The organism is Telluria sp. ZB4P37 (genome assembly GCF_059685855.1).
This window is the reverse complement of the sequence record NZ_JCASID010000002.1, coordinates 134,486-156,285: the sequence shown is the minus strand read 5'-3', so window position 1 is coordinate 156,285 and position 21,800 is coordinate 134,486. Positions and strand designations below refer to the sequence as shown.

Sequence of the window (21,800 nt, the reverse complement as noted above, 5' to 3'; positions counted from 1 at the left end):
TCTAACATAGGCCCCTCCTGCAAAATCGTCTGGCGACGTCAGCACAACAGCAAGAAAACCGCATCGGCACCGGCAGACTAGAGATGCCTCAAGGGAACATCCGCCACGTGCCCCAGGCCACCAGCACCAGGCCCGACACCCAGCCCGCCAGCGTGCCTTCCTTCAGGCGCAGCTCGCACAGCAGCAGCAGGCCCACGGCCGCCACCACGCCCGGGTCGCCCGGCCCGCCTCCCAGGGGCAGCAGGAGCAGCAGCCAGCAGCAGCCCAGGCAGATGCGCCCGTGCTCCGCACCCTGCCACAGCGCACCCGCCATGCCGCCGCGCCACTCGGCCAGCACACCCGGCAGCGGCGTGCGGCAATAGTCCAGGCACTCGTGCTTCGCCGGGGTCCACTGGTAGACGCCGGCGGCCACCATGGCCAGCCCGGCGCCGGCCGGGTGGCGCACCGCCAGCGTGGCGTCGAGCATGCCGGCGTCGTGCAGGGTCCAGTGGATGAGCGTGACCAGCGCCGCGAAGCCGCACCAGGCCAGCAGGCAGCCGCCCGCGTACAGCGCGGCGGCAAGGCGCGGCCAGCGCAAGGCCTCGCATTCGTCGGCCAGGCGCGCGTACACGAACACGGCGCCGGCGGCCGCGGGCAGCATCAGCCCCACGCACAGGCCCGTCCATATCACGAACACCAGCACCAGTTGCCCGGCCTGCAGCGGCGCCGGCGCCGAACCGGCAAAGTCGCGCAGGGCGCCACCCGGCGGCGGATGCATGCCCTGGAAGGCGAACCACGACCAGCAGGCGCCTACCAGCAGCACCAGCCAGGCCAGCGCCAGCCAGGCCCGTGGGCCCGGGCGCTCATCGACGACGAACAGGCTCATCGTGAACCTCCGCTGCGCTTGCACCGGCGCGCCGGGCGTTTCTCGGCGGCGATTGCGCTTTGGTTATGTTCGGTGCGGCGGGTGCTCCAAGGCGTGCCCCGGTTCGCCATCAAGGTGCTCATGCGATCTCTCCTCGTTGTGATTGCCGTGCAAGGTTCGACAGCCTGCCGGCCGCGCCGTTCTCCGGTCCGCTCCAGCCTGCCTCCAGCAAGCACGGCTGATCGCTCGTACAATCGTCGGATGAAACCAAGCGCCACCGCCAACGCTGCTGCTCCTTTACCACGTGCGGCCCTTCTTGCCGGCCTGTCGATCGCCATTGGCGGCGCCATCTTGTTCTCCACGAAGGCCGTCGTCGCCAAACTGCTGTATCGCTACCACATCGACGCGGTTACTTTGATCGCGTTCAGAATGCTGTTCTCGTTTCCGGTATTCGCCGCCGTCGCGCTGTGGAAGATGCGGACCCAGCCGCCACTAAGCAGCCGCGACCGCTGGCGCATCGCCGGGCTGGGCCTGCTCGGCTATTACCTGTCGAGCTATCTCGACTTTTTGGGCCTGCAGCACATTTCGGTCGGGCTCGAGCGCCTGATCCTGTTCCTGACGCCCACCTTTGTCCTGCTCGCCAACGTGGCGATCTTCAAGCGCCGCATTGGCGTGATGGAGTGGGCGGCGTTGGGGCTGGCCTACTGCGGCATCGTGCTGGTGTTCGTGCACGACCTGGCCGGGAGCTCGGGCAGCACCATCCTGGGCTCGCTGCTGGTGCTGGGCTCGGCCGTCGCCTACGCCCTGTATTTGCTCGGCACCGGCGAGATGGTGCGCCGCATCGGATCACTCCGCCTGGTGGCCTATGCGATGTGCGTCTCGAGCGTGGCCTGCATCGGCCAGTTCTTCCTGCTGCGTCCCGCCAGCCTGCTGGTGCAGCCGCCGCAGGTATACTGGCTGTCGCTCGTGAATGGGGTATTCTGTACCATCTTCCCCGTGTTCATGACCATGGCCGCGGTGCAGCGCATCGGCGCTGCAACGGCTTCGCAGGCCGGGATGATCGGCCCGGTCTCCACGCTCTTCCTCGGCGCGCTGATCCTCGGCGAGCCGGTCACCAGCGTGCAGCTTGCCGGCACCGGCCTCGTGCTCGTGGGGATCTACCTGTTGTCGCTCAAAAAATGACGCTTCCAACCAACCCTTCGGAGAACCCATTGGTGAAACCACGCCTGGCGCTGATCGCGCACGACAAGAAAAAGGACGACATGATCACGCTTGCGGGCGAGTACCTCGGCTTCCTCCAGGGTTGCACCCTGTCGGCCACCGGCACCACCGGCGGGCGCCTCGCCAATGAACTGGGACTGGCGGTCGACCGCAAGCATTCGGGCCCGGTCGGCGGCGACCTGCAGATCGGCGCCATGCTGGTCGAGGGCGAGATCGACTGCGTGATTTTTTTACGCGACCCGATGACGCCCCAGCCCCACGAACCGGATATCAACGCCCTGGTGCGCGCCTGCGACGTGCACAACATCCCGTGCGCGACTAATGTCTCGACCGCGCGCCTGGTGCTGTCGCAACTGAGCGCCGCCACGGCCCAACCATGAAAGGAGACCACATGCTGGTCAAAGCAATCCGCATGGCCGCCACCGGCGGGCCTGAAGTGCTGGAGTATGTCGACGTCGAGGTCGGCGAACCGGGGCCGGGCGAGGCGCGCGTGCGCCATCACGCGATCGGCCTGAATTTCATCGATACCTATTTCCGCAGCGGCCTGTATCCGCAGGCGCTCCCGAATGGCCTGGGCCAGGAAGCGGCCGGCGTGGTGGAGGCGGTGGGCGAGGGCGTGCTTCATGTGGCGCCGGGCGACCGGGTGGCCTATGCGGGCGGCCCGACGGGCGCCTACAGCCAGGCGCGCGTGATGCCGGCGCAGGTGCTGGTGCGCCTGCCCGAAGCGATTTCCTTCGAGACCGGCGCGGCCATGATGCTGCAAGGGCTGACGGTCCAGTACCTGTTCACCTCGACCTACAAGCTGCAACCGGGCCAGACCATCCTGTTCCATGCAGCCGCGGGCGGCGTCGGGCTGATCGCCTGCCAGTGGGCGCGGGCGCTCGGCGTGAACCTGATCGGCACCGTGGGATCGAGCGAAAAAGCGGCGCTGGCCAGGGCGCATGGCGCGGCCCACGTCATCAACTACAACACCGAGGATGTCGTGCAGCGCGTGCTCGAGATCACCGGGGGCGCCAAGCTGCCGGTGGTGTACGACTCGGTCGGCAAGGACACCTTCATCCGTTCGCTCGACTGCCTGCAGCCGCGCGGCCTGATGGTCAGCTTCGGCAATGCCTCCGGCGCGGTGCCACCGTTCGCGCTCAGCGAACTGGCGTCGCGCGGCTCGCTCTACATCACGCGGCCGACGCTGTTCGCCTACGCCTCCAAACGCGAAGAGCTGGAAGCGATGGCGGCCGACCTGTTCGGCATGGTCGAAAGCGGCAAGGTGAGGATCGACGTCAACCAGACCTTCGCGCTGGCCGATGCCGCCGAAGCGCACCGCGCGCTGGAAGGCCGCCGCACGACCGGTTCCACGGTGCTGCTGCCATGAGGGATACCGGGGAAGACCCTCCAGTCCCACGTCCGGAAGGAGATGGCACGCCGAAGTTCGGGCGGCTGCTGATCGTGCTGGTGCTGGCGATTTTGCTGGTGGTGGCGATTACGATCGGGTCCGAAGCCTATTTCACGTAGGGTGGCGGGTCTTCCGCCCACGCGGTGATCGTTGGTGCTGGATACTTCGCGATCGCGCTGGCGGCCGTTGAACGCGTGGGCGGGGAGAGACCCGCCCACCCTACGGGTCGCGGCAAAGCGCGCTTCAACAAAAAAATGGGGCCTCGCGGCCCCATTCTTCCTCAACGCGCTGGCTATCAGCCGTTCTGCCGCTTCAGCTCCATCCGCCGTGCCACGCCCGACGGCCCCGGGAAACCTTCGAAGGCACTCTGCACCAGGGCCGGCATCACCGCCGGCGTCGACATCTGCCGGCTGGTGTTGTGCACGGTGACGTCGAACAGGCGCTTGCCGTCGCCCGCCGACTTGATCCCGACCTGCAGCTCACGGCGGTACTGGTGCTCGATTGAGACCTGGTAAGCCGGGTTCCAGAACGGATCGTAGAAGGGACTGTACAAACCGCCCCAGTAGGGATTATGGAAGCCCCGGTAGCGGCCGCGGTAGGAATAGCGCAGCGGGTGCATCATCGGCTGGTAGAAGGGCGACATCATCGGTTCGAACACGCGCACCGGCACGTCGGTGGTGGTAAAGCGCATCGACACCGTCAGCGCCGGCTTGGCGCCATCCGCGTCGCGAAAACCCAGGCGCGCCAGCTGGCCGCGCACCAGTTCCTGGTAGGCGCGCCATTCCAGCGTGTCGTCCTGCATGGGCGGCACTTCGAAGACATAACTCTTGTCCTCGATCTGCGCGGGCCACTGGTGGAAGGTGGTCACATCGCTGCGGATCGTGGTGGCGCAGCCGGCCAGCAGCAGCGAGCAGGCCGCCACGGCGGCGGTCATCAGGCGTTTCATTACTCTCTCCCTGGTCAATACGGACTTTCGCGAGCGTCTAGATTAGGACTTGTTCCGCATTCTCGCAGAATAATTTACTCCCAGTTACGGGGCGTACATTCTGATACATACGTCCCGGCGTATCAAGCGGTGCGAGCGCGGCAAAGTCTTGTTGGTAAAATAAGCACTTCACCTCACTGTCTATTGCGGACTCCCTCTATGCGCACCGATACGCCCCAGACGATTTACCGGAGTGACTACACCCCGCCGAGCTACCTGGTGGATACCGTGGAACTCGGTTTCGACCTCGACCCCACGCGCACCGTCGTGGCCAACCGGCTGAGCATGCGCCGCAATCCCGCCAGCGCCCAGCGCGAGATCGAACTCTACGGCGAGGACATCGAACTGGTGGCGCTGCGCCTGAACGGCCGGCTGTTGGCCGAGGGTGACTACGCGGTCAACGGCAGCTTGCTCACCATTCCGAACACGCCCGAAGAGGTCACGCTCGAGATCGAAACCGTGTGCGTGCCCGAGCAAAACACCACGCTCAGCGGCCTGTACACCTCGAACCGCAACTTCTTCACCCAGTGCGAGGCCGAGGGTTTCCGCCGCATCACCTATTTCCCGGACCGCCCGGACGTGATGGCGAAGTACACGGTAATGTTGCGTGCCGACAAGCAGCGCTATCCGGTGCTGCTGTCCAACGGCAATTTGCTCGAAGAAGGCGACCTCGGCGACGGCCGTCATTTCGCCAAATGGGAAGACCCGTTCAAGAAGCCGTCCTACCTGTTCGCCCTGGTCGCCGCGCAGCTGGTCTGCCAGGAAGAGACCTTCCGCCTGGCGGACGGCCGCGACGCCCTGCTGCAGGTCTGGGTTGAAGACGGCAACCTCGATAAAACCGACTACGCGATGCAGTCGCTCAAGCACAGCATCCGCTGGGACGAAGAGCGCTACGGGCTGGAGCTCGACCTCGATCGCTTCATGATCGTCGCCACCAGCGACTTCAACATGGGCGCGATGGAAAACAAGGGCCTGAACATCTTCAACACCAAGTTCGTGCTGGCCAACCCGCGCGTGGCCACCGACATCGACTTCCAGGGCATCGAGGCGGTGGTGGCGCACGAATACTTCCACAACTGGACCGGCAACCGCGTCACTTGCCGCGACTGGTTCCAGCTGTCGCTGAAGGAAGGCCTGACGGTCTTCCGCGACCAGGAATTCACCTCGGACATGATCGGCACCGAGCTAGGGCGCGCCGTTACCCGCATCGACCAGGTGCGCACGCTGCGCCAGGCCCAGTTCCCCGAAGACGCCGGCCCGATGGCCCACCCGGTGCGCCCGGACTCCTTCGTCGAGATCAACAACTTCTATACCGTCACGGTTTACGAAAAAGGCGCCGAAGTGGTGCGCATGTACCAGACCCTGCTGGGCCGCGAAGGCTTCCGCAAGGGCATGGACCTGTATTTCGAGCGCCACGACGAGCAGGCCGTCACCTGCGACGACTTCCGCCTGGCCATGGCCGATGCCGGCGGGCGCGATTTCACCCAGTTCGAGCGCTGGTACAGCCAGGCCGGCACCCCGCAGCTGCGCTTCGAAACCCGCTACGACGAAGCGGCCCAGACCTATGAGCTCACGCTGTTCCAGAGCTGCCCGGCCACGCCCGGCCAGGCGGCCAAGCTGCCTTTCCACATTCCGGTCGCGGTCGGCCTGCTCGATCGCGCGGGGCGCGACATGCCGTTGACGGTAGGCGGCAAGGACATGGGCACCACGGCCGTGCTCGAGCTGCTGGACGAACAGCAGACCTTCGTCTTCACCGGCGTGGCCGAGCAACCGGTGCCCTCGGTGCTGCGCGACTTCTCGGCGCCGGTGATCCTGCAGGGCGGCTATACCGATGCCGACCTGCTGCACCTGTTCAACCACGACAGCGACCCGGTCAACCGCTGGGAAGCCGGCCAGCGCCTGGCGATGGGCCGCCTGCTCAAGCTCACCGGCGAAACGGCAGCCGACGGGAAGCTCAGCCTCGACGAGACCTTCATCGAGGCGATGCGCAAGATGCTGACGGACGAATCGCTCGACCCGGCCTTCCGCGAGCAGGCCTTGCTGCTGCCGTCGGAAACCATGCTCTCCGAGCAGCTCTCCGAGGTCGACCCGCTGGCCGTGCACGTGGCGCGCCAGTTCATGCGCGCCAACATCGGTGCCAGGCTGCGCACCGAACTGCTGGCGCAGTACGAAGCCAACCTGACCCCGGGGCCGTACAGCCCGGATGCGGCGTCCGCCGGCAAGCGCGCCTTGAAAAACCTGGCGCTGTCCTACCTGAACGCCGCGCCGGACGAGGAAACCATCGCGCTGGCCGCGCGCCAGTGCCGCGAGGCGGACAACATGACCGACCGCGCCGCCGCGCTCAGCACCCTGATCCATGCGCGCGCGCCGCAAGCCGAGGCCGAACTGGAACGCTTCTACGACGAGTTCCAGGGCGAGGCGCTGGTGGTGGACAAGTGGTTCGCCATGCAGGCAACGGCTCCGACCACCGACATCGCCAAGGTGCGCGAACTGATGCGCCACCCGGCCTTCAACCTGCGCAACCCCAACCGCGCCCGCAGCCTGGTCGCGAACTACTGCATGAACAATGCGGTGCAATTCCATGCCCCGAACGGCAGCGGCTACCTGTTCTGGGCCGAGCACGTGACCTTGCTCGATGGCCTCAACCCGCAGGTCGCCGCGCGCCTGGCACGCGCAATGGACCGCTGGCGCCACTTCACCCCAAGCCTGCAGGTGCACATGAAGACGGCGCTGCAGCAGGTGGCGGGGCAGCAGCGCTTGTCGAACGACGTGCGTGAAGTCGTCACGAAAGCGCTGGCCAACCAGGGCTGAAATATTGTTATCCCGTAGGGTGGGCAGATCTGCCTGCGCGGTGATCGTTATCGATCGATATGTCGCGACGGCGCCGACGATTGTTGACCGCGTGGGCGGGAAGACCCGCCCACCCTACAAAAACAAAAATCTATTCAAAACCAAACCAAAGGAAGTCCATGAAACGCGTCAGTCTCACGCAATACCTGGTCGAAGAACAACGCCAGCACCAGACCATCAACGCCGAACTGCGCCTCCTGATCGAAGTCGTCGCCCGTGCGTGCAAGCGCATCAGCTATTCGGTCAGCAAGGGCGCGCTCGGCGAAGTGCTGGGCAGCGCCGACACCGAGAACATCCAGGGCGAGGTGCAGAAGAAGCTCGACGTGATCTCGAACGAGATCCTGCTGGAAGCGAACGAGTGGGGCGGCCACCTGGCCGCCATGGCCTCGGAAGAGATGGAAACCATCCGCCAGATCCCGAGCCGCTATCCGAAGGGCGAATTCCTGCTGCTGTTCGACCCGCTCGACGGCTCCTCGAACATCGACGTCAACGTCTCGATCGGCACCATCTTTTCGGTGCTCAAGGCCCCGGAAGGCATGAACGAGCCGACCGAGCAGGACTTCCTGCAGCCAGGCACCCAGCAAGTGGCGGCGGGTTACGCCGTGTACGGCCCGCAGACCATGCTGGTGCTCACCACCGGCAACGGCGTGCACTGCTTCACGCTCGACCGCGAAATGGGTTCCTGGGTGCTGACCGAGAGCGACATGATGATCCCGGAAACAACCAGGGAATTCGCCATCAACATGTCGAACAAGCGCCACTGGCACCCGCCGGTGCAGCGCTACGTGGACGAGATGCTGCTTGGGTCCACCGGCCCGCGCGGCAAGGACTTCAACATGCGCTGGATCGCCTCGATGGTCGCCGACGTGCACCGCATCCTGAACCGCGGCGGCATCTTCATGTACCCGGCCGACATGCGCGACCCTTCGTCGCCGGGCAAGCTGCGCCTGATGTACGAAGCCAACCCGATGGCGATGATCGTCGAGCAGGCCGGCGGCGCCGCCACCGATGGCAGCAAGCGCATCATGGACATCCCGCCGACCAGGCTGCACCAGCGTGTGCCGGTGTTCCTGGGCTCGAAATCGGAAGTCGAACTGGTCACCCGCTACCATGCTGAGTGAATGACTTTGTAGCAATTCTGCTGCGAATTGCCGAGTCGGACTAGCAAGTGTGCAGGGTTGTTTGCTAGAATACGGCTCTTCGTCGGGTTCGCCCGCGTAGAGCCGCTGTAGCTCAGTCGGTAGAGCAGCGCATTCGTAATGCGAAGGTCACCAGTTCGATTCCGGTCAGCGGCACCAAAAATTCAGTAGTACCAGATGGAGGGTTACAGGCTTCGGCGTGTAGCCCTTTTTTCTTTTGGCCCGGCGCCGCTGGCGCCGCCGGCTAAGCAGCTTGCAAAACAGGGTGGTTGCCACCGCCACCAGTGGAGGCCGCCTCACTTCCTGCGGTAGTTGACTCTTCCAGTCCGATAGCCTGACTCTGTTAGTCAGCGCACGGTCAGTGAACCTGATCCATTGTATTTTTTGTATCGTGTCGCAGCGTCTGATACTGCGCGCAATTTCGGACCGCCACAGCGACCGCCCACGAGCGACGACGAATACGTCGGCGCTAGACATGGAACTTTTGCGCTGGCTTTGGGTCATTGAGATGAAATCGTGACCCTGGGCAAAAGAGCAAAGTGCCGTTTGATATAGCGCACGCCAGTCTCGTCCCTTCGTTCTGTTTTAGGCGGAATCGAGGAAGAATGTGGTGATAGTCGAGTTTCGGTCTACTTCGCGTTGGTCTACATTTAAACGAGGGATACATCATGGATAATCAGAAATCTACCGAGGGAAAAGGCAGCGACGCAAGCCGCGAGGGTTCGGGTTCGAGCATTGGTAAAAACCAGACGCCTGGTTCGAACCAGAGCAGCAGCTCGTCCGGCAACAACCAGAGCAGCTCGTCGGGCAGCAGCCTGGGCAGCGCCAACGCTACGCCAGGCAGCGCCAAGCCGGCAACCGGCAGCAGCACGGGCTCCGTCGGTGGCACCAGCAATGCAGGCAGCCAGCAGAGCGGTACCCAAGGTTCGGGCAACATGGGCAGCAGCAGCCTGAGCGGTTCGTCGTCGAGCCCATCGAGCACCAGCGGTAGCCAGCAAAGCGGTTCGTCGTCGTCGAGCCTGTCGGGTTCGTCGAGCCCGTCGAGCCCGTCGAGCCCATCGAGCTCGTCGAGCCCATCGAGCTCGTCGGGCAGCAGCCTGCAGAGCGGCTCGTCGTCGAGCGCAGCCGGCAGCAGCGGCAGCCTGAGCGGCACCAGCAGCACCAACAGCGCACTGGGTACCAGCGGCAGCGGCACCGGCAGCACCGGTGGCAGCATGGGTGGCGCAAGTTCCCAGTCGTCGTCGGATACCGGCAAGTCGCAGGCAGCCGGCGGTATCAAGGGTGCCATGGCGTCGGTGTCGGCATCGGTGTCGCCTGACAAGCTGCACGAGAAAATCGACGCAGTCGCGCAAGGCGCCCAGCCGCTGGTCGATCGCCTGGTCGGCACCGCACACGCAGGCGTCGATCGCCTGAGCGGCCTGCTGAGCGGCGCGGGTGAAACCCTGGGCCAGCGCAAGGGCCAGCTGGGCGAAACCTACCAGAACTACTCGGTCAAGAGCACCGAGTACGTGAAGACCAATCCAGGCACCGCCCTGCTGGTCGCAGCCGGCGTCGGCTTCCTGCTGGCCAAGCTGCTGGGTGGCAGCAGCACCGAGCGCAAAGACTCCCGCTACTACCGCGACTGATCGCCGTAGTCGTCAAATAAAAAACCCGGCAGGCGCCAAAGCCTGTCGGGTTTTTTATTTGTGGTTTCACGTAGGGCGGCCGGCTTTGCCGGCCGCGCGTTCAAGCGCATGAAGCACAGCCGCAAAGACGGTCGGGCCCCTTTTCACACTGTTCGAACGCGCGGGCGGCAGGACCCCGCCCACCCTACGAAAACCTCAACTTCAAGGCCTACTTGACCGTGTCGGTCGCTACAACCGGTGCCGGCGCCTGCTTCGGCTTGTGCCGCAACTTGCCCATCCCGCGCTTCATCAGGTGCTCGAAGTCGTCCACATACGTGAACACCGCCGGCACCACCAGCAGGCTCAGCAGGGTAGACGTGATCAGCCCGCCGATCACCGCAATCGCCATCGGCGAGCGGAAGCTCGGGTCGCCTGACAGGCCCAGCGCCAGCGGCAGCATGCCGGCGCCCATGGCGATGGTGGTCATCACGATCGGGCGGCTGCGCTTGTGGCAGGCATCCACCAGGGCGTCGAAGCGGTTCAGGCCGGCCTTGCGCGCCAGGATGGCGTAGTCCACCAGCAGGATCGAGTTTTTCGTCACGATCCCCATCAGCATGATCAGGCCGATCATGGTCGGCATCGACAGCGCACTGTTGGTGATGAGCAGGGCGACAAAAGCGCCGCCAATCGACAGCGGCAGTGCCGCCAAAATGGTCACCGGCTGCATGAAGTCGTTAAACAGCAGCACCAGCACGCCGTAGATGCACAGCACGCCGATCAGCATTGCCACGCCGAAGCTGGCGAACAGCGCCTGCATTTCCTGCGCATCGCCCAGTTCCGCAATCTGCACCGAAGGCGGCAGCTTCTGGAACACGGGCAGGGCACGCGCTTCGTCGTTGACCTCACCGAGCGAACGGCCCTGCAGCTCGACGTCGAGCGTGACGTTACGGGTGCGGTTCAGGCGATCGACCTGGGCCGGCCCGCTTTCCATCGTGATGGTGGCGACATTCGCCAGCAGCACCGGTCCGCGCGCACCCGGCACCGTGAGGCGTCCCAGCGCATCGAGGTCGGCGCGCACCGCGTCCGGCAGCTTGACCCGGATCGGCACCTGGCGCTCGGCCAGGTTCATCTTCGCCAGCGAGATGTCGTAGTCGCCCGCGGTAGCCACGCGCACGGTTTCGCCGATCGCGGCGGCGGTCACGCCCAGGTCGGCGGCGCGTGCGAAGTCGGGCCGCACGATGATTTCGGGACGCACCAGCGAGGCGCTGGAGCTGACGTTGCCGATGCCCTTGAGCGTGCGCAGTTCGCGCTCGGCCTGGCGCGCAGCAAGGCTCAGCGCTTCCGGGTCTTCGCCGCGCAGCACCAGCTGCAACTTGGTGCCGGTGTCGTTGGCGCCCACGTTGAAGCGTGCGCCCGGGATCTGCGCGACCTTCTCGCGCAGCGCGCGCTCGATATCGGACAGGCCGGTGTCGCGCTCGTCGCGGTGCGAGGTGGTCACGGTCAGCACGGCGCGGCGTGCTTCGGCCGCGGCGCCCGGTGCGAAGGCGTCGCCGCTGGAGCCGCCGCCGATCGAGCTGAACACGCTCTTCACGCCCGCGACCTGCATCGCCGCGATGCGCGCCTGCTCGGCCACGGCATGGGTTTCGGCCAGCGTCGAGCCGGGCGGCAGTTCGAGCGTGACCAGGGTCTGCGAGCGGTCGGCCGGCGGCACGAAGCCGGTCGGCAGCAGCGGCACCAGCGCGATCGATCCGATGAAGAACAGCGCCGAGGCGATCGCGGTCACCAGGCGGTGGCGCAGGCACCACTGCATGACGCGCATGTAAAGGCTCATCAGGCGGCCGTCCTTTTCCTCGCCCAGGCGCTTGGCCGGCTTGAGGATGTAGGCCGCCATCATCGGCGTGAGCAGGCGCGCCACCACCAGCGAAGCAAGGATCGCGAGCACCGCGGTCCAGCCGAACTGCTTGAAGAATTTACCCGGGATGCCGCCCATGAAGGCGGTCGGCAGGAACACGGCTACCAAGGAGAAGGTGGTGGCGATCACCGCCATGCCAATTTCGTCGGCCGCTTCCAGCGCCGCCTGCATCGGGGTCTTTCCCATGCGCAGGTGGCGCGAGATGTTCTCGATCTCGACAATGGCATCGTCCACCAGCACCCCGATCACCAGGGCCAGCGACAGCAGGGTCACCATGTTCAGGGTGTAGCCGAACAAATACTGGCCGAGGAAGGCCGGAATCGCCGACAGCGGCAGGGCCGCGGCGGCGACCAGGGTGGCGCGCCAGTCGCGCAGGAACCACCACACCACCAGCACCGCCAGCAGCGCGCCCTCGTACAGCATCTCCATCGAGGCGTCGAAGTTTTCCTGCACCGGGGCCGAGTTGTCGATCACCTCGCGCAGCACCACGTTCGGATGTTCCTTCTGCAGCTGGGCCATGGCCGTGCGCGCGCCTTCGGCGACGTCGACTTCGCCCGCGCCGCGGGTGCGGAAGATCTCGAAGCCGACCACCTTGCGGCCATCCTGCTCGGCGATCGAGCGCGGCTCGGCCACCGTATCGGTGACGGTCGCCACCTGGTCGAGGCGCACGTGGCGCCCGCCCGGCAGCGGGATTTCCATCTGTCCCAGCGCCGAGGCCGACTGCACGGTGGCGATGGTGCGCACCGACTGTTCTGCGCCGTTCACGTCGCCGCGTCCGCCCGGCGCTTCGCGCTGCACGTTGCGCAGCTGGCGCGAGACGTCCAGCGCCGAGACCTGCAGCGCCGCCATGCGGGCGTCATCGAGTTCCACCCGCACTTCGCGCGTGACGCCGCCGACGCGTTTTACCGCGCCCAGGCCCGGTACGCTCAGCAGGCGCTTGGCCACGTCGTTGTCGACGAACCAGCTCAGTTCCTGGTCGTCCATGGCGCTGCCCGCACTCTTGCTTGGCGCGGCGGTAAAGGTGGCGACCACGCGGCCGGCGGTGGCGGCCTTGGTCACGCTCGGCTCGCGCATCTCGGGCGGCAGGTCGGCGCGCACGCGGGCGACTGCGTCGCGCACGTCGTTCACCGCTTCGGCCAGGTCTTTCTCGAGCACGAATTCGACGGTGACGGTCGCCACCCCGTCGAGCACCTTGGTGTAGATGTTCTTCACACCCTGCAAGGTAGCGACCGAATCCTCGATCTTGCGCGCGACCTCGGTTTCCAGCTGGGCGGGCGCCGCGCCTTCCAGCGTGGCGGCGACGGTCACGATCGGCAGCTCGATGTCGGGGAAGTCCTGGATCTTGTTGGCCTTGAAGGCCAGCAGCCCCGCCAGGGTGAGCAGGGTGAACAGCATGATGGCCGGAATCGGGCTCCGGATGGACAGGGCGGAAAAATTCATGATCGTGCCTTGTTCAGCGTGCCGCGGTCTGGCGCGGCGCCGGGGCCGCAGGCGCCGGCACATTGCGCACCAGATCGCCATCGTTCAGGAAGCCCGCGCCACTGACCACGATCGGCGTGCCGGCCGCCAGCCCGCCCACGATCTCGACCCGGTCGCCCAGGCGGCGGCCGGTGGTGACTTTCAGCTGGCTCACGCGGCTGTCGCGGTTCAGGCGGAATACATAGGTGAAGCCATCGCGCACGGCGACCGCCTGCTGCGGCACGGTCAGGGCGTTCGATTTGCCCAGCTCGAAACGGCCGCTGGCGAACATGCCGGCCTTGAGCGGCGCGTTCGCGGACAGCGATGGCGGCAGGTCGACATACACCAGCGCCAGGCGGGTCTGCGGATCGACCGTCGGCGCCACGGCGCGCACCTTGCCGCTGATTTCAAGGCCGCTGGCGGCGCGCACCGCTGCGCGCATGCCCGGCTTGATGCGGCCAAGGTCGCTCGAGGTGATCTCGGCGCGCCACTCGAGGCGGCCCTGGCGGATCATGCGGAACAGTTCGGTGCCGGCGCCGACCACGGCGCCCACCGTGGCGCTGCGCGCCGAGATGATGCCGCTGTCGGGCGCGGTGACGGTGGCAAAGCGCAGGCGCAGGTTCTGCTGCTCCAGCGTGGCCTTCGCTGCGCCCACGCGCGCGGCCGCGGTGCGCTCGGCGGTGAAGTACTGGGTGATCTGCTGCTCGCTCAGCGCGCCGGAGCTGCGCAGGGCGCGGGCGCGGTCTGCGTTGGCCTTGGCCTCGGCGGCATTGGCCTGCGCTTCCTGCAAGGCGGCGCGCGCCTGTTCGACATCCGCGCGCACGGTCTCGCTCGCGAACACGGCGAGGGTATCGCCCTTGTTGACGACGTCGCCCACGTTCACTTTTACATCACGCAGGCGCAGGCCGTTCGACTCGCTGCCGATCACCGCTTCCTGCCAGGCGGCGACGCTGCCGTTGGCGCTCAAGCCGAGGGGCAGGGAGGTGTTCGAGGGCTGGGTGGTGGTGACGGTCAGGGCCGGCGTCGGCGCGGCGGGCTTTTCGTCCTTGGCGGTGGCGCGGGTCGGCACGGCCAGCGCAGCGGCAAAGCACAGCGCGGCGCCGGCGACGGAAACCAGGGCGGCCGGGGGAAGGTGGCGGAGGGTAGGCATATGTTTGGCAGGCTTTCGGTTAAGCTGTGAAGTGTAGCAAAAATGCAATGCCTTGAGCGCGCAGTGGCCCGGGCTCGCCCAGCTACATCGGGGCTTTACAATATTTTACGAAACCGGCGCGCAGCCCGGGCTTCGCGGGGATATAACAGTGTTCATGCGATCCTGTCCGACCTTCCTTCGCTTCGCGCTGCCTGCACTGCTGGCATTGGGGGTGCTGTGCGGCCCGGGCGCCCGTGCCGATGATGCCATCGGCGAGCAGGCCGCGCTGCACCTGCTGAACCGGCTGGGTTATGGCCCTGCGCCCGGCGAGCTGGCCCGCGTGCGCGCCATGGGCTTATCCGCGTATGTGGACAGCCAGCTCGCGCCTCCGCCCTTGCCACCCTATCTCGAGGCACAGCTGCGCGAGCCCGGTACGGATGCCGCGCGGGCGCGTGCGCAAGCCCTGCTGCGCGCGGCCGCCAGCCCGCGCCAGCTCGAGGAAGTCCTGTGCGCGTTCTGGCTGGCCCATTTCGGCATCGTGGAAGGCACAGGCCTGGATGCGGCCGACATCGGCGCGATCGCGCGCGAGGCGGTGCGCCCGCAGGTCTTCGGCAAGCATGCCGCGCTGCGGGCGGCCGTGGCCCGGCATCCGCGCATGCAGGGCCGGCGCATCAAAGGGCGCAACGAACAGGAAGCCGTGCGCGAGCTGGCCGGGCAGTTCGTCTCCGCCCCGCCCACCGCGCTGGTGCGTTCGCTGGCTCGCGTATGGAAGGACACGGGCGGCAACCAGGCAACGGTCTTGCGCAGCCTGTTCACCAGTCCCGCCTTCCTGGCCCCGGCGGAGATGGGCAGCAAGCGCAAGGACGCACTGCGTTTCGTGGTGTCGGCGGTGCGGGCGAGCGGCATCGTGGTGCACGATGCGGCGCCGCTGGTGGAGGTACTGGGGCAGGCCGGCGCGCCCGTGTACGGGCGCCAGGCGTCGATGGATGCCAGGGAGCGTGCGGATTTCGTCGCGCGCCTGTCCGAGGGCCGCTTGCCGTTGGCGGCGCCTGCGCCGCGACCCCACGAGCAGGCTTCGTCGGCCCCGCCGCTGCGGGCCACGCCGCAGGGCGCGGCCGAGCAGGGCAGGCTCGCCCAGCCAGGCCCGGTCTTGATGGAAGCGGCTACGCCCTCGGCTGCGGCGATGGCGGCCGCGCGCAACCGCCCGGCAGATGTGGACAGCTTGAAAGCGGTGCTGCTGGGCGAGGCTTTCCTGCGTTATTAAGAATCGGAAGAGGAGATGGCGCGGCGCAGCAAACCACGCCGGCCCGCCTGGGGTTGGAAACGGATCCTTGCGGCAATGAGCACAGTAGTTGTACGGTATTGCAGTGCACAAAAAACTGCGCTATATTGAAACCGTCTCCTCCAGTTTTCTCCGAAAATTGGATTGCCGCCCGCCAGCGCAAGCTTCGCGGGCGTTTTTTTGTCCAGCGTCGGCGGGGCCGTTCAGGCGCCTTCGCCCTGGAAGGAACCTGCGCGCCAGGTCAGCACCAGCGTGTCGCGGTGCCCATGCTCGCCGAGCGGCTGGATCGGGGTCGATTCGTGGATCACGGCGGCGTCGTCGAGCAGCAGCAGGGTCCAGGGCTCGATCATGGTGAAGCGCTTGCCCATCGACCCTTCGGCCTCGAACACACGCGTTTCGCCGCCCTTGATGCCGGTGCGCCCGATCAGGATGACGGCGACGAAGTCGACGCCGTCGCGGTGCGCGCCCTCGGGTGTCGGTCGGCCGATGCCGTCGGCGGTATCGATGCGGAACTGGTGCGCTTCGACGCGCCAGGTGTGGCGGCCTGCGACGTTCGAACAGACGTCGCCCAGCGCACGCAGCAGGCGCTCCCAGGCAGGCAGGGCGACCGTGCCGGGTTCGACCGGTTCGAACAGCCGGTGCATGCCGCCGTGCAGGGCGTTGTATTCGACCGGCTGCCAGTGCGCGCGGTGCGGCGTCGGCGCCAGCGTGCTGCCATCGTCGATGAAGCAGGAGTGCCGCCGCCGGCGATAGCGGCCGCCGTCCTTCAGGTAGTTGTCGAGCTCTAGCCGGTCCCAGCTCGGTACCAGCGCCTGGAGCTCGTCCAGGGTGCAGCCCGCGAGGCGGGCCACGTCGAGGGGACGCAGCAGGGCATAGCCTTCGCTGCGCACGGCATCGGCCAGGTCGGCCGGCGCGGTGTAGGGGAGTTCACGTATCGTCATCCGGTTAGCGTAGCATTTTTCCACGCTGCCGGCCCGGCCCCTACCAATTCTTGATGAAGCTCAGGCGAAAGGAACGCGGTTCGATCGGATGGAAATGGATGTCGTCGGTGGCCCCGGTTTCGCCCGCCAGGCGCGAGGCATAGTAGTAGTCGATCGCCGAGTCGCGCCGGTTGCCCAGGTTGAAGCCTTCCAGTTCCAGGCGCATGTCCTTGCCGATCCGGTAGCCCACCCGGCCATTGAGCGTGACGCTGGCATGCGAACGCACGCTGTCGTCCTCGACCAGCGGACGCGGGCCGAAATAGCGCAGGCGCAGCGCGCCCGACCACGGTCCCGCGCGCTCCACGCTCAGGCCCAGCTGGGCCACGCCTTCGACCGCACCGGGAATCTTGCGGCCGGCGTCCCGGCTGCCGGCCGGGTTGCCGCCACGGGAGCGCGCATGCGCATAGGCCGCATCGAGATTGACCGACACCCATTTGTTGACGCGGTAGTTGTTCGACAGCTCGACACCGAAGCGGCGGCTCGGGTCGCCCGCTTCGGTGGTGCCGGCGTCGCCGACATAGCGCAGCTCTGAATCGAAGTCGAGCCGGTACAGCGACAGCGTGGTTTCCATCTTCGGGATCGCCACCGTACGCAGGCCCAGCTCCATGCCGCGCGAGCGCACCAGTCCGGGCGTGCGCTCGACCGCGTCCAGCGTCTTCGGATCGATGCTGGCGACGGTGCCGCGCGCATCGTTGCTGTGGAAGCCGTGGCCATAGTTGAAATAAAACTCGGTCGAGGTCCACGGCCCGTAAGCGATGCTCAGCGATGGCGTGGCCAGCGAATCGCTGGCCCGTCCCGCGTTTTCCGGACGGTCGCCGTCGACGCGGAAGCGGTAGGCATTTGCCCGTACCCCCACCACGCTGCGCAGGGCCTCGCTCCATTTGGTGGCGTTTTCCACGTAGAGGGCCATGCTGCCCTCGCTGACATGGTCTTCGCGGGTGGTGGACAGGCGCCGGCGCGCTTTGGTAGGGTACAGGCCGTTGAAGATATTGTCGTTCTGCGCCTGCAGGCCAACCGTCATGTCGGAACTGAGGGCACCCTTGCCGTACGCATGCCAGGTATGGCTGGCGTCCAGGCCGGTGGTCACGCGCCGGTCCGGCTGGCTGAACTGGTCCCCATTGACCGGGTCGTCCAGGAAGTAGGTGAAGTTCGAATACAGGTCGAGGCGGTTGCGGATCACGTAGGCGCTGATGCTGGTCGCAGTCTCCTGGGTGGTGCGGCGCCAGGCGCCGGAGATGCTGCTGCGCTGGGCCTCGCCGCCGTCGCTCAGGTCGAGCGCATCGAAGCGTCCCAGCTGGCCGCCGGCAACTGCGCGCAGCGGCACCTGGTCGGTGGCGTTCCAGTGGCCGCGGTAATGCATCGCCGCCACGTGCCAGCCATTGTTCGCATAGCCGCGGCTGTAGCGCAGCACCGCATTGATCTTGCGGTAGCCGTCCGGGCGAGTCCACGGGCCGTCGTTCTTGAGCAGCTCGAGCGCGTAGAGCAGGTTGCCCCCGGCTGCTTCCGGCGAGCCCGCGAGTACCGTGCGCGCATAGTTGTCCTGGCCGAGCGTGATCGCCGCCAAGGGCGCGACCAGCCGGTTGGCATAGGCGATCGAGGCCTTGCCGGCCGAGGAAAAATCGCCTTCCGCGGCCGAATAGGGGCCCTTGCGGTAATCGAGGCGGGTGACGACTTCGGGAATCAGGAAATTCAGGTCGGTCCAGCCCTGGCCATGCGCATGGCTGCGCTGGTTGACCGGCATGCCGTCGACCCAGGTGGCGAGGTCGGTGCCATGGTCCAGGTTGAAGCCGCGCAGGTAGAACTGGTTGGCCTTGCCTTCGCCGCTGTGCTGGCTGGCGATCAGTCCGGGTGTCGCCTCGAGCAGTTCGCCGGGGCGGTAGACGGTCAGCTTCTGCAGCTCCTTCGCGCCGACGCTGCCGGCGCTGGCCGCGTCGCTCAGGCCGATCTGGTTGGCGCGCGCGCCTTCCACCAGCACCCGCTGCAGCACGAAATCGTCGGCCAGGACCGGGGCCTGGAAGAATAGCGCGGACAGCGGCAGGGCAAGCGGGCGAAGGGTCATCAGGGAGGCGCAGGGGCCGGTTGTTCGAGCAAGGATTGTGAAAAAGTCAATGAGCGGATTGTACCCAAATTGTTGAAATTGACGGTGTTCACTTGATTCTGCAGAAAATCAATCAGCATGCCCTGGCGCACAGTCACTGTCTTCGACAGCTGCGCGTTCTCGAGTTCCTGGTAGATGACGACGCTCTGCGAATCGGCGCTCATGCCGACCCAGCGCACCGGCAGGCGCGCACCGTCCGCGCCCTTGAGCGCGAACTGCGCCTCGACGTACTTGCGCAGCACGGCCTGGTCTTCCGGGTCGAGCAGGTCGAACTGGCGCCCGTAGGTGTTCATGAGCAGCGCTTCGATATCGTGCGCCATATAGGTGTGGACGATCTCGGTGCTGCCCGTGCGCGGATTGAAGGCCAGCTCGGTGATCCCGGTGTGGAAGCGGTGCGCGCCCGCAGCTGCGCTCAGGCACAGCAGCGCGGCGGCCAGCAGCCATTTGCGACGATGCAGCATCATTGCACGGCCTTCTTGTCGGCCGGTTTTTCCGCAGGCTTCTTGAGTGGCGTGCGGAAGTCGCGCATCAGGTTGCCCGTGGCGGGGTCACGTTCGGTCTTGAACAGCTCCAGGCGCGACGGTGTCGCCTTGCGCGGCCAGGCATTGTTGTCCTGGTTGATGTCCGCGGTTTCCCAGTACGGGTCCTGCACCAGGCTCACGATCGGCTCGTCGGTGATGAACAGCTTGGTCACCTGCGTCGGCGAGTAACGCCACACTTCGGCCGGGATGCGCTCGATGTACTTCTTGCCGCTCTTGGTTTCGATCTGGACCACCAGCGGGGTCACGAGGCCGCCCTTGTTCGAGAAGTCGACGAGATACAGGTGCTTGCCTTCCTTGAGCAGCGCCTTTTCCCAGTCTTCCAGGCCTTCGACCGTCTCGTTGAACTTGTTGCGGTCCTTGTTGGTGACGGTGAAGTCGTCGTTCTCGTTATAGAAGTCCTTGAGCTCGGGATGCGCATCGACGCGGCGCGGGAGCCCCGCGTTGCGCTGGTCGGTGATCGAAATCGGCTCGGCCTGTTTGCGCGCGCGCTGCCACGCTTTTTCGACTTCCGGATCCTTGCTGCTCACGGTGTATTCGCTGATGCCGTCCACGCTCACGTCGACCGCATCGGTGGTGTAGAACCAGCCGCGCCAGAACCAGTCGAGGTCCGTGCCCGATGCGTCCTCCATCGTGCGGAAGAAGTCGGCTGGGGTCGGGCGCTTGAACTTCCAGCGCTGCGCATACTCCTTGAAGGCGAAGTCGAACAGCTCGCGTCCCAGCACCGTCTCGCGCAGGATGTTCAGCGCGGCGGCCGGCTTGGCGTAGGCATTGTTGCCGCGCTGGAGAGTCGATTCAGCATTGGTCATGACCGGTACCTGGTTAGTGCTGCGCATGTAGTCGACGATGTTGCGCGCTTCGCCGCGGCGCGAGGGGTAATTCTCTTCCCAGGCTTCCTCGGCCAGGAACTGCAGGAAGCTGTTCATGCCCTCGTCCATCCAGGTCCACTGGCGCTCGTCCGAGTTGACGATCATCGGGAAGTAGTTGTGGCCCACTTCATGGATGATTACGCTGATCAGGCCGTACTTGGTGCTCTTCGCATAGGTGAGTTCGCCGGTCTTCTTGTCCTTGACCGGGCGTCCGGCGTTGAACGAGATCATCGGGTATTCCATGCCGCCGATCGAGCCGTTCACGGAAATCGCGGTCGGGTAGGGATAGTCGAAGGAATACTTGTTGTACTGCTCGATGGTGTGGATCACGGCGGCCGTCGAATAGCGCTCCCACAGCGGGTTGCCTTCCTTCGGGTAGTAGGACATCGCCAGCACGTCCTTGTCGCCGCTCTTGATGCCCTGGGCGTCCCAGATGAACTTGCGGCTCGAGGCAAAGGCGAAGTCGCGCACGTCCCTGGCCTTGAAGTGCCAGGTCCTGGTCGCCTTCGAGCGCACCCTCTCGGCGGCTTCAGCCTCGGACTGGGTGACGATGACGACCGGCTTCTTCGCGTTGCGTGCCTGGCGTAGTCGGTCGCGCTGGGCGGCGGTGAGCACTGCATCCGGGTTCTGCAGCTCGCCGGTCGAGGCGACCACGTGGTCGGCCGGGACGGTCAGCTGCACATCGTAGTCGCCGAACTCCAGCGTGAACTCGCCGTCGCCCATGTATTGCTTGTTCTGCCAACCCTTGACGTCGTAGTAGGCCGCCATGCGCGGGAACCACTGGGCAGCCAGGTAGATGTCGTTGCCGTCGTCGAACTTCTCGTAGCCGGTACGGCGGCCGACGACGTTCGCTTCGGGGATGTTGATGGTCCACGCCAGATTGAAGGACACGCGCGCGCCCGGTTTGAGCGGCTGCGGCAGGTCGATCCGCATCATGGTCTTGTTGACCGTATGGCGCAAGGCGCGGCCATCGGCCCCAGTCACGCTGGTGACCTGGATGCCGCCTTCGAAGCGCTGCTGTTCCAGCGTGGCCTTCAGGGTGTCGAACTTGACGCCGTCGTTGCCGCGCGCCAGCCAGGCCTCGCGCCCCGGCAAGGTAGCGATGCGGCGGTTGTCGGAATCGCCGCGGAACATGTTCTGGTCGAGCTGCACCCACAGGTAGGAAAGAAGGTCCGGCGAATGGTTGGTGTAGGTGATGGTGCCCGAACCGCTGACGGAGCGTTTGGTTTCGTCGAGGGTGGCGCGCAGGCGGTAATCGGCGCGCTGCTGCCAGTAGCGGTGGCCCGGGGCGCCGGAGGCGGTGCGGGTCTCGTTCGGCGTCGGCAGCAGCTCGTCCAACTGGCGGAACTTGTCGTCGAATGCCGGCGCAGCTTGTGCAGCGCTCGCGAGGAAGAGGGCGACAAGGCTCGCCTGCAGATGTTTGATCTTCATGCTAATCGGGTAGTCATCAATAAAGGAACGGCAGGGCATGTAGCCCTGCCGTAGGGTGGACAAATCTGC

At 66.0% G+C, this 21,800-nt stretch carries 16 protein-coding genes and 1 tRNA gene; 9 read left to right on the top strand and 8 right to left on the bottom strand.

What is annotated here, in order from left to right; all coding sequences use genetic code 11:
- Positions 1-88: 88 nt before the first annotated feature.
- On the bottom strand, positions 89-865 hold the full coding sequence (locus tag AC56K1_RS05090; RefSeq protein WP_497156762.1) for a copper chaperone: 777 nt from the start codon (positions 863-865) through the stop codon (positions 89-91).
- A 240-nt stretch (positions 866-1,105) separates the two neighbouring features.
- Here AC56K1_RS05090 and AC56K1_RS05085 point away from each other — a divergent pair, with 240 nt between their 5' ends.
- Genes AC56K1_RS05085 through AC56K1_RS05070 form a run of 4 tightly spaced genes read left to right on the top strand, consistent with a single transcriptional unit; the run spans position 1,106 to position 3,574 of the window.
- Positions 1,106-2,026, top strand: coding sequence for a DMT family transporter (locus AC56K1_RS05085; RefSeq protein WP_497156761.1), 921 nt, complete (start codon positions 1,106-1,108; stop codon positions 2,024-2,026).
- A gap of 32 nt (positions 2,027-2,058) precedes the next feature.
- Entirely contained in the window at positions 2,059-2,445 is a 387-nt protein-coding gene (locus AC56K1_RS05080) for a methylglyoxal synthase (RefSeq protein ID WP_497156760.1), read from the top strand.
- A gap of 14 nt (positions 2,446-2,459) precedes the next feature.
- Entirely contained in the window at positions 2,460-3,434 is a 975-nt protein-coding gene (locus tag AC56K1_RS05075) for a quinone oxidoreductase family protein (protein WP_497157170.1), read from the top strand.
- On the top strand, positions 3,431-3,574 hold the full coding sequence (locus AC56K1_RS05070) for a hypothetical protein (protein ID WP_497156759.1): 144 nt from the start codon (positions 3,431-3,433) through the stop codon (positions 3,572-3,574). The genes AC56K1_RS05075 and AC56K1_RS05070 overlap by 4 nt, the downstream gene beginning before the upstream one ends.
- A gap of 176 nt (positions 3,575-3,750) precedes the next feature.
- Here AC56K1_RS05070 and AC56K1_RS05065 read toward each other — a convergent pair whose 3' ends face one another.
- Positions 3,751-4,401: a DUF4136 domain-containing protein gene (locus tag AC56K1_RS05065; RefSeq protein ID WP_497156758.1), complete on the bottom strand. Its 651-nt coding sequence runs from the start codon at positions 4,399-4,401 to the stop codon at positions 3,751-3,753.
- A gap of 198 nt (positions 4,402-4,599) precedes the next feature.
- Between AC56K1_RS05065 and pepN the strand changes: the two genes are divergently transcribed.
- The 4 genes from pepN (at position 4,600) to AC56K1_RS05045 (ending at position 10,054) form a co-directional block, all read left to right on the top strand.
- Positions 4,600-7,251: an aminopeptidase N gene (gene pepN / locus AC56K1_RS05060; protein WP_497156757.1), complete on the top strand. Its 2,652-nt coding sequence runs from the start codon at positions 4,600-4,602 to the stop codon at positions 7,249-7,251.
- A gap of 158 nt (positions 7,252-7,409) precedes the next feature.
- Positions 7,410-8,411 (top strand): class 1 fructose-bisphosphatase, encoded by a 1,002-nt coding sequence (locus AC56K1_RS05055; RefSeq protein ID WP_497156756.1) that lies wholly within the window; start codon positions 7,410-7,412, stop codon positions 8,409-8,411.
- 101 nt (positions 8,412-8,512) lie between these two features.
- Positions 8,513-8,588, top strand: a tRNA-Thr gene (locus tag AC56K1_RS05050).
- Between the two features lie 509 nt (positions 8,589-9,097).
- The gene (locus AC56K1_RS05045) at positions 9,098-10,054 is read left to right on the top strand and encodes an ElaB/YgaM/YqjD family protein (RefSeq protein ID WP_497156755.1); all 957 of its coding nucleotides are present in this window, start codon (positions 9,098-9,100) and stop codon (positions 10,052-10,054) included.
- A 208-nt stretch (positions 10,055-10,262) separates the two neighbouring features.
- Here AC56K1_RS05045 and AC56K1_RS05040 read toward each other — a convergent pair whose 3' ends face one another.
- Complete coding sequence (locus AC56K1_RS05040) at positions 10,263-13,385, bottom strand: efflux RND transporter permease subunit (protein ID WP_497156754.1); 3,123 nt, start codon at positions 13,383-13,385, stop codon at positions 10,263-10,265.
- Positions 13,386-13,398: 13 nt separating this feature from the next.
- Positions 13,399-14,553: an efflux RND transporter periplasmic adaptor subunit gene (locus tag AC56K1_RS05035; protein ID WP_497156753.1), complete on the bottom strand. Its 1,155-nt coding sequence runs from the start codon at positions 14,551-14,553 to the stop codon at positions 13,399-13,401.
- A gap of 154 nt (positions 14,554-14,707) precedes the next feature.
- Here AC56K1_RS05035 and AC56K1_RS05030 point away from each other — a divergent pair, with 154 nt between their 5' ends.
- Positions 14,708-15,796 carry a DUF1800 family protein gene (locus tag AC56K1_RS05030; protein WP_497156752.1) on the top strand — a complete coding sequence of 363 codons (1,089 nt, stop codon included), beginning with the start codon at positions 14,708-14,710 and terminating at the stop codon, positions 15,794-15,796.
- Positions 15,797-16,017: 221 nt separating this feature from the next.
- On the opposite strand, the gene AC56K1_RS05025 is transcribed toward AC56K1_RS05030, so the two are convergent.
- The 4 genes from AC56K1_RS05025 to AC56K1_RS05010 are packed head-to-tail and all read right to left on the bottom strand — an operon-like array spanning position 16,018 to position 21,731.
- A complete protein-coding gene (locus AC56K1_RS05025) occupies positions 16,018-16,755 on the bottom strand; it encodes a 2OG-Fe dioxygenase family protein (protein ID WP_497156751.1) in 738 nt (245 codons plus the stop codon).
- 40 nt (positions 16,756-16,795) lie between these two features.
- Positions 16,796-18,853: a TonB-dependent receptor gene (locus AC56K1_RS05020; RefSeq protein WP_497156750.1), complete on the bottom strand. Its 2,058-nt coding sequence runs from the start codon at positions 18,851-18,853 to the stop codon at positions 16,796-16,798.
- Entirely contained in the window at positions 18,853-19,356 is a 504-nt protein-coding gene (locus AC56K1_RS05015; RefSeq protein ID WP_497156749.1) for a DUF6702 family protein, read from the bottom strand. The genes AC56K1_RS05020 and AC56K1_RS05015 overlap by 1 nt, the downstream gene beginning before the upstream one ends.
- Positions 19,353-21,731, bottom strand: a complete 2,379-nt coding sequence (locus tag AC56K1_RS05010) for a M1 family metallopeptidase (RefSeq protein ID WP_497156748.1) — start codon at positions 21,729-21,731, stop codon at positions 19,353-19,355. The genes AC56K1_RS05015 and AC56K1_RS05010 overlap by 4 nt, the downstream gene beginning before the upstream one ends.
- Positions 21,732-21,800 lie beyond the last annotated feature (69 nt).

What these genes read in the sequence shown, in the direction of transcription:
- AC56K1_RS05045 (WP_497156755.1), top strand. Translation starts at nt 9,098, where the DNA reads ATGGATAATCAGAAATCTACCGAGGGAAAAGGCAGCGACGCAAGCCGC.
- pepN (WP_497156757.1), top strand. Translation starts at nt 4,600, where the DNA reads ATGCGCACCGATACGCCCCAGACGATTTACCGGAGTGACTACACCCCG.
- AC56K1_RS05070 (WP_497156759.1), top strand. Translation starts at nt 3,431, where the DNA reads ATGAGGGATACCGGGGAAGACCCTCCAGTCCCACGTCCGGAAGGAGAT.
- AC56K1_RS05090 (WP_497156762.1), bottom strand. Translation starts at nt 865, where the DNA reads ATGAGCCTGTTCGTCGTCGATGAGCGCCCGGGCCCACGGGCCTGGCTG.
- AC56K1_RS05010 (WP_497156748.1), bottom strand. Translation starts at nt 21,731, where the DNA reads ATGAAGATCAAACATCTGCAGGCGAGCCTTGTCGCCCTCTTCCTCGCG.
- AC56K1_RS05035 (WP_497156753.1), bottom strand. Translation starts at nt 14,553, where the DNA reads ATGCCTACCCTCCGCCACCTTCCCCCGGCCGCCCTGGTTTCCGTCGCC.
- AC56K1_RS05040 (WP_497156754.1), bottom strand. Translation starts at nt 13,385, where the DNA reads ATGAATTTTTCCGCCCTGTCCATCCGGAGCCCGATTCCGGCCATCATG.
- AC56K1_RS05025 (WP_497156751.1), bottom strand. Translation starts at nt 16,755, where the DNA reads ATGACGATACGTGAACTCCCCTACACCGCGCCGGCCGACCTGGCCGAT.
- AC56K1_RS05065 (WP_497156758.1), bottom strand. Translation starts at nt 4,401, where the DNA reads ATGAAACGCCTGATGACCGCCGCCGTGGCGGCCTGCTCGCTGCTGCTG.
- AC56K1_RS05015 (WP_497156749.1), bottom strand. Translation starts at nt 19,356, where the DNA reads ATGATGCTGCATCGTCGCAAATGGCTGCTGGCCGCCGCGCTGCTGTGC.
- AC56K1_RS05055 (WP_497156756.1), top strand. Translation starts at nt 7,410, where the DNA reads ATGAAACGCGTCAGTCTCACGCAATACCTGGTCGAAGAACAACGCCAG.
- AC56K1_RS05020 (WP_497156750.1), bottom strand. Translation starts at nt 18,853, where the DNA reads ATGACCCTTCGCCCGCTTGCCCTGCCGCTGTCCGCGCTATTCTTCCAG.
- AC56K1_RS05085 (WP_497156761.1), top strand. Translation starts at nt 1,106, where the DNA reads ATGAAACCAAGCGCCACCGCCAACGCTGCTGCTCCTTTACCACGTGCG.
- AC56K1_RS05030 (WP_497156752.1), top strand. Translation starts at nt 14,708, where the DNA reads ATGCGATCCTGTCCGACCTTCCTTCGCTTCGCGCTGCCTGCACTGCTG.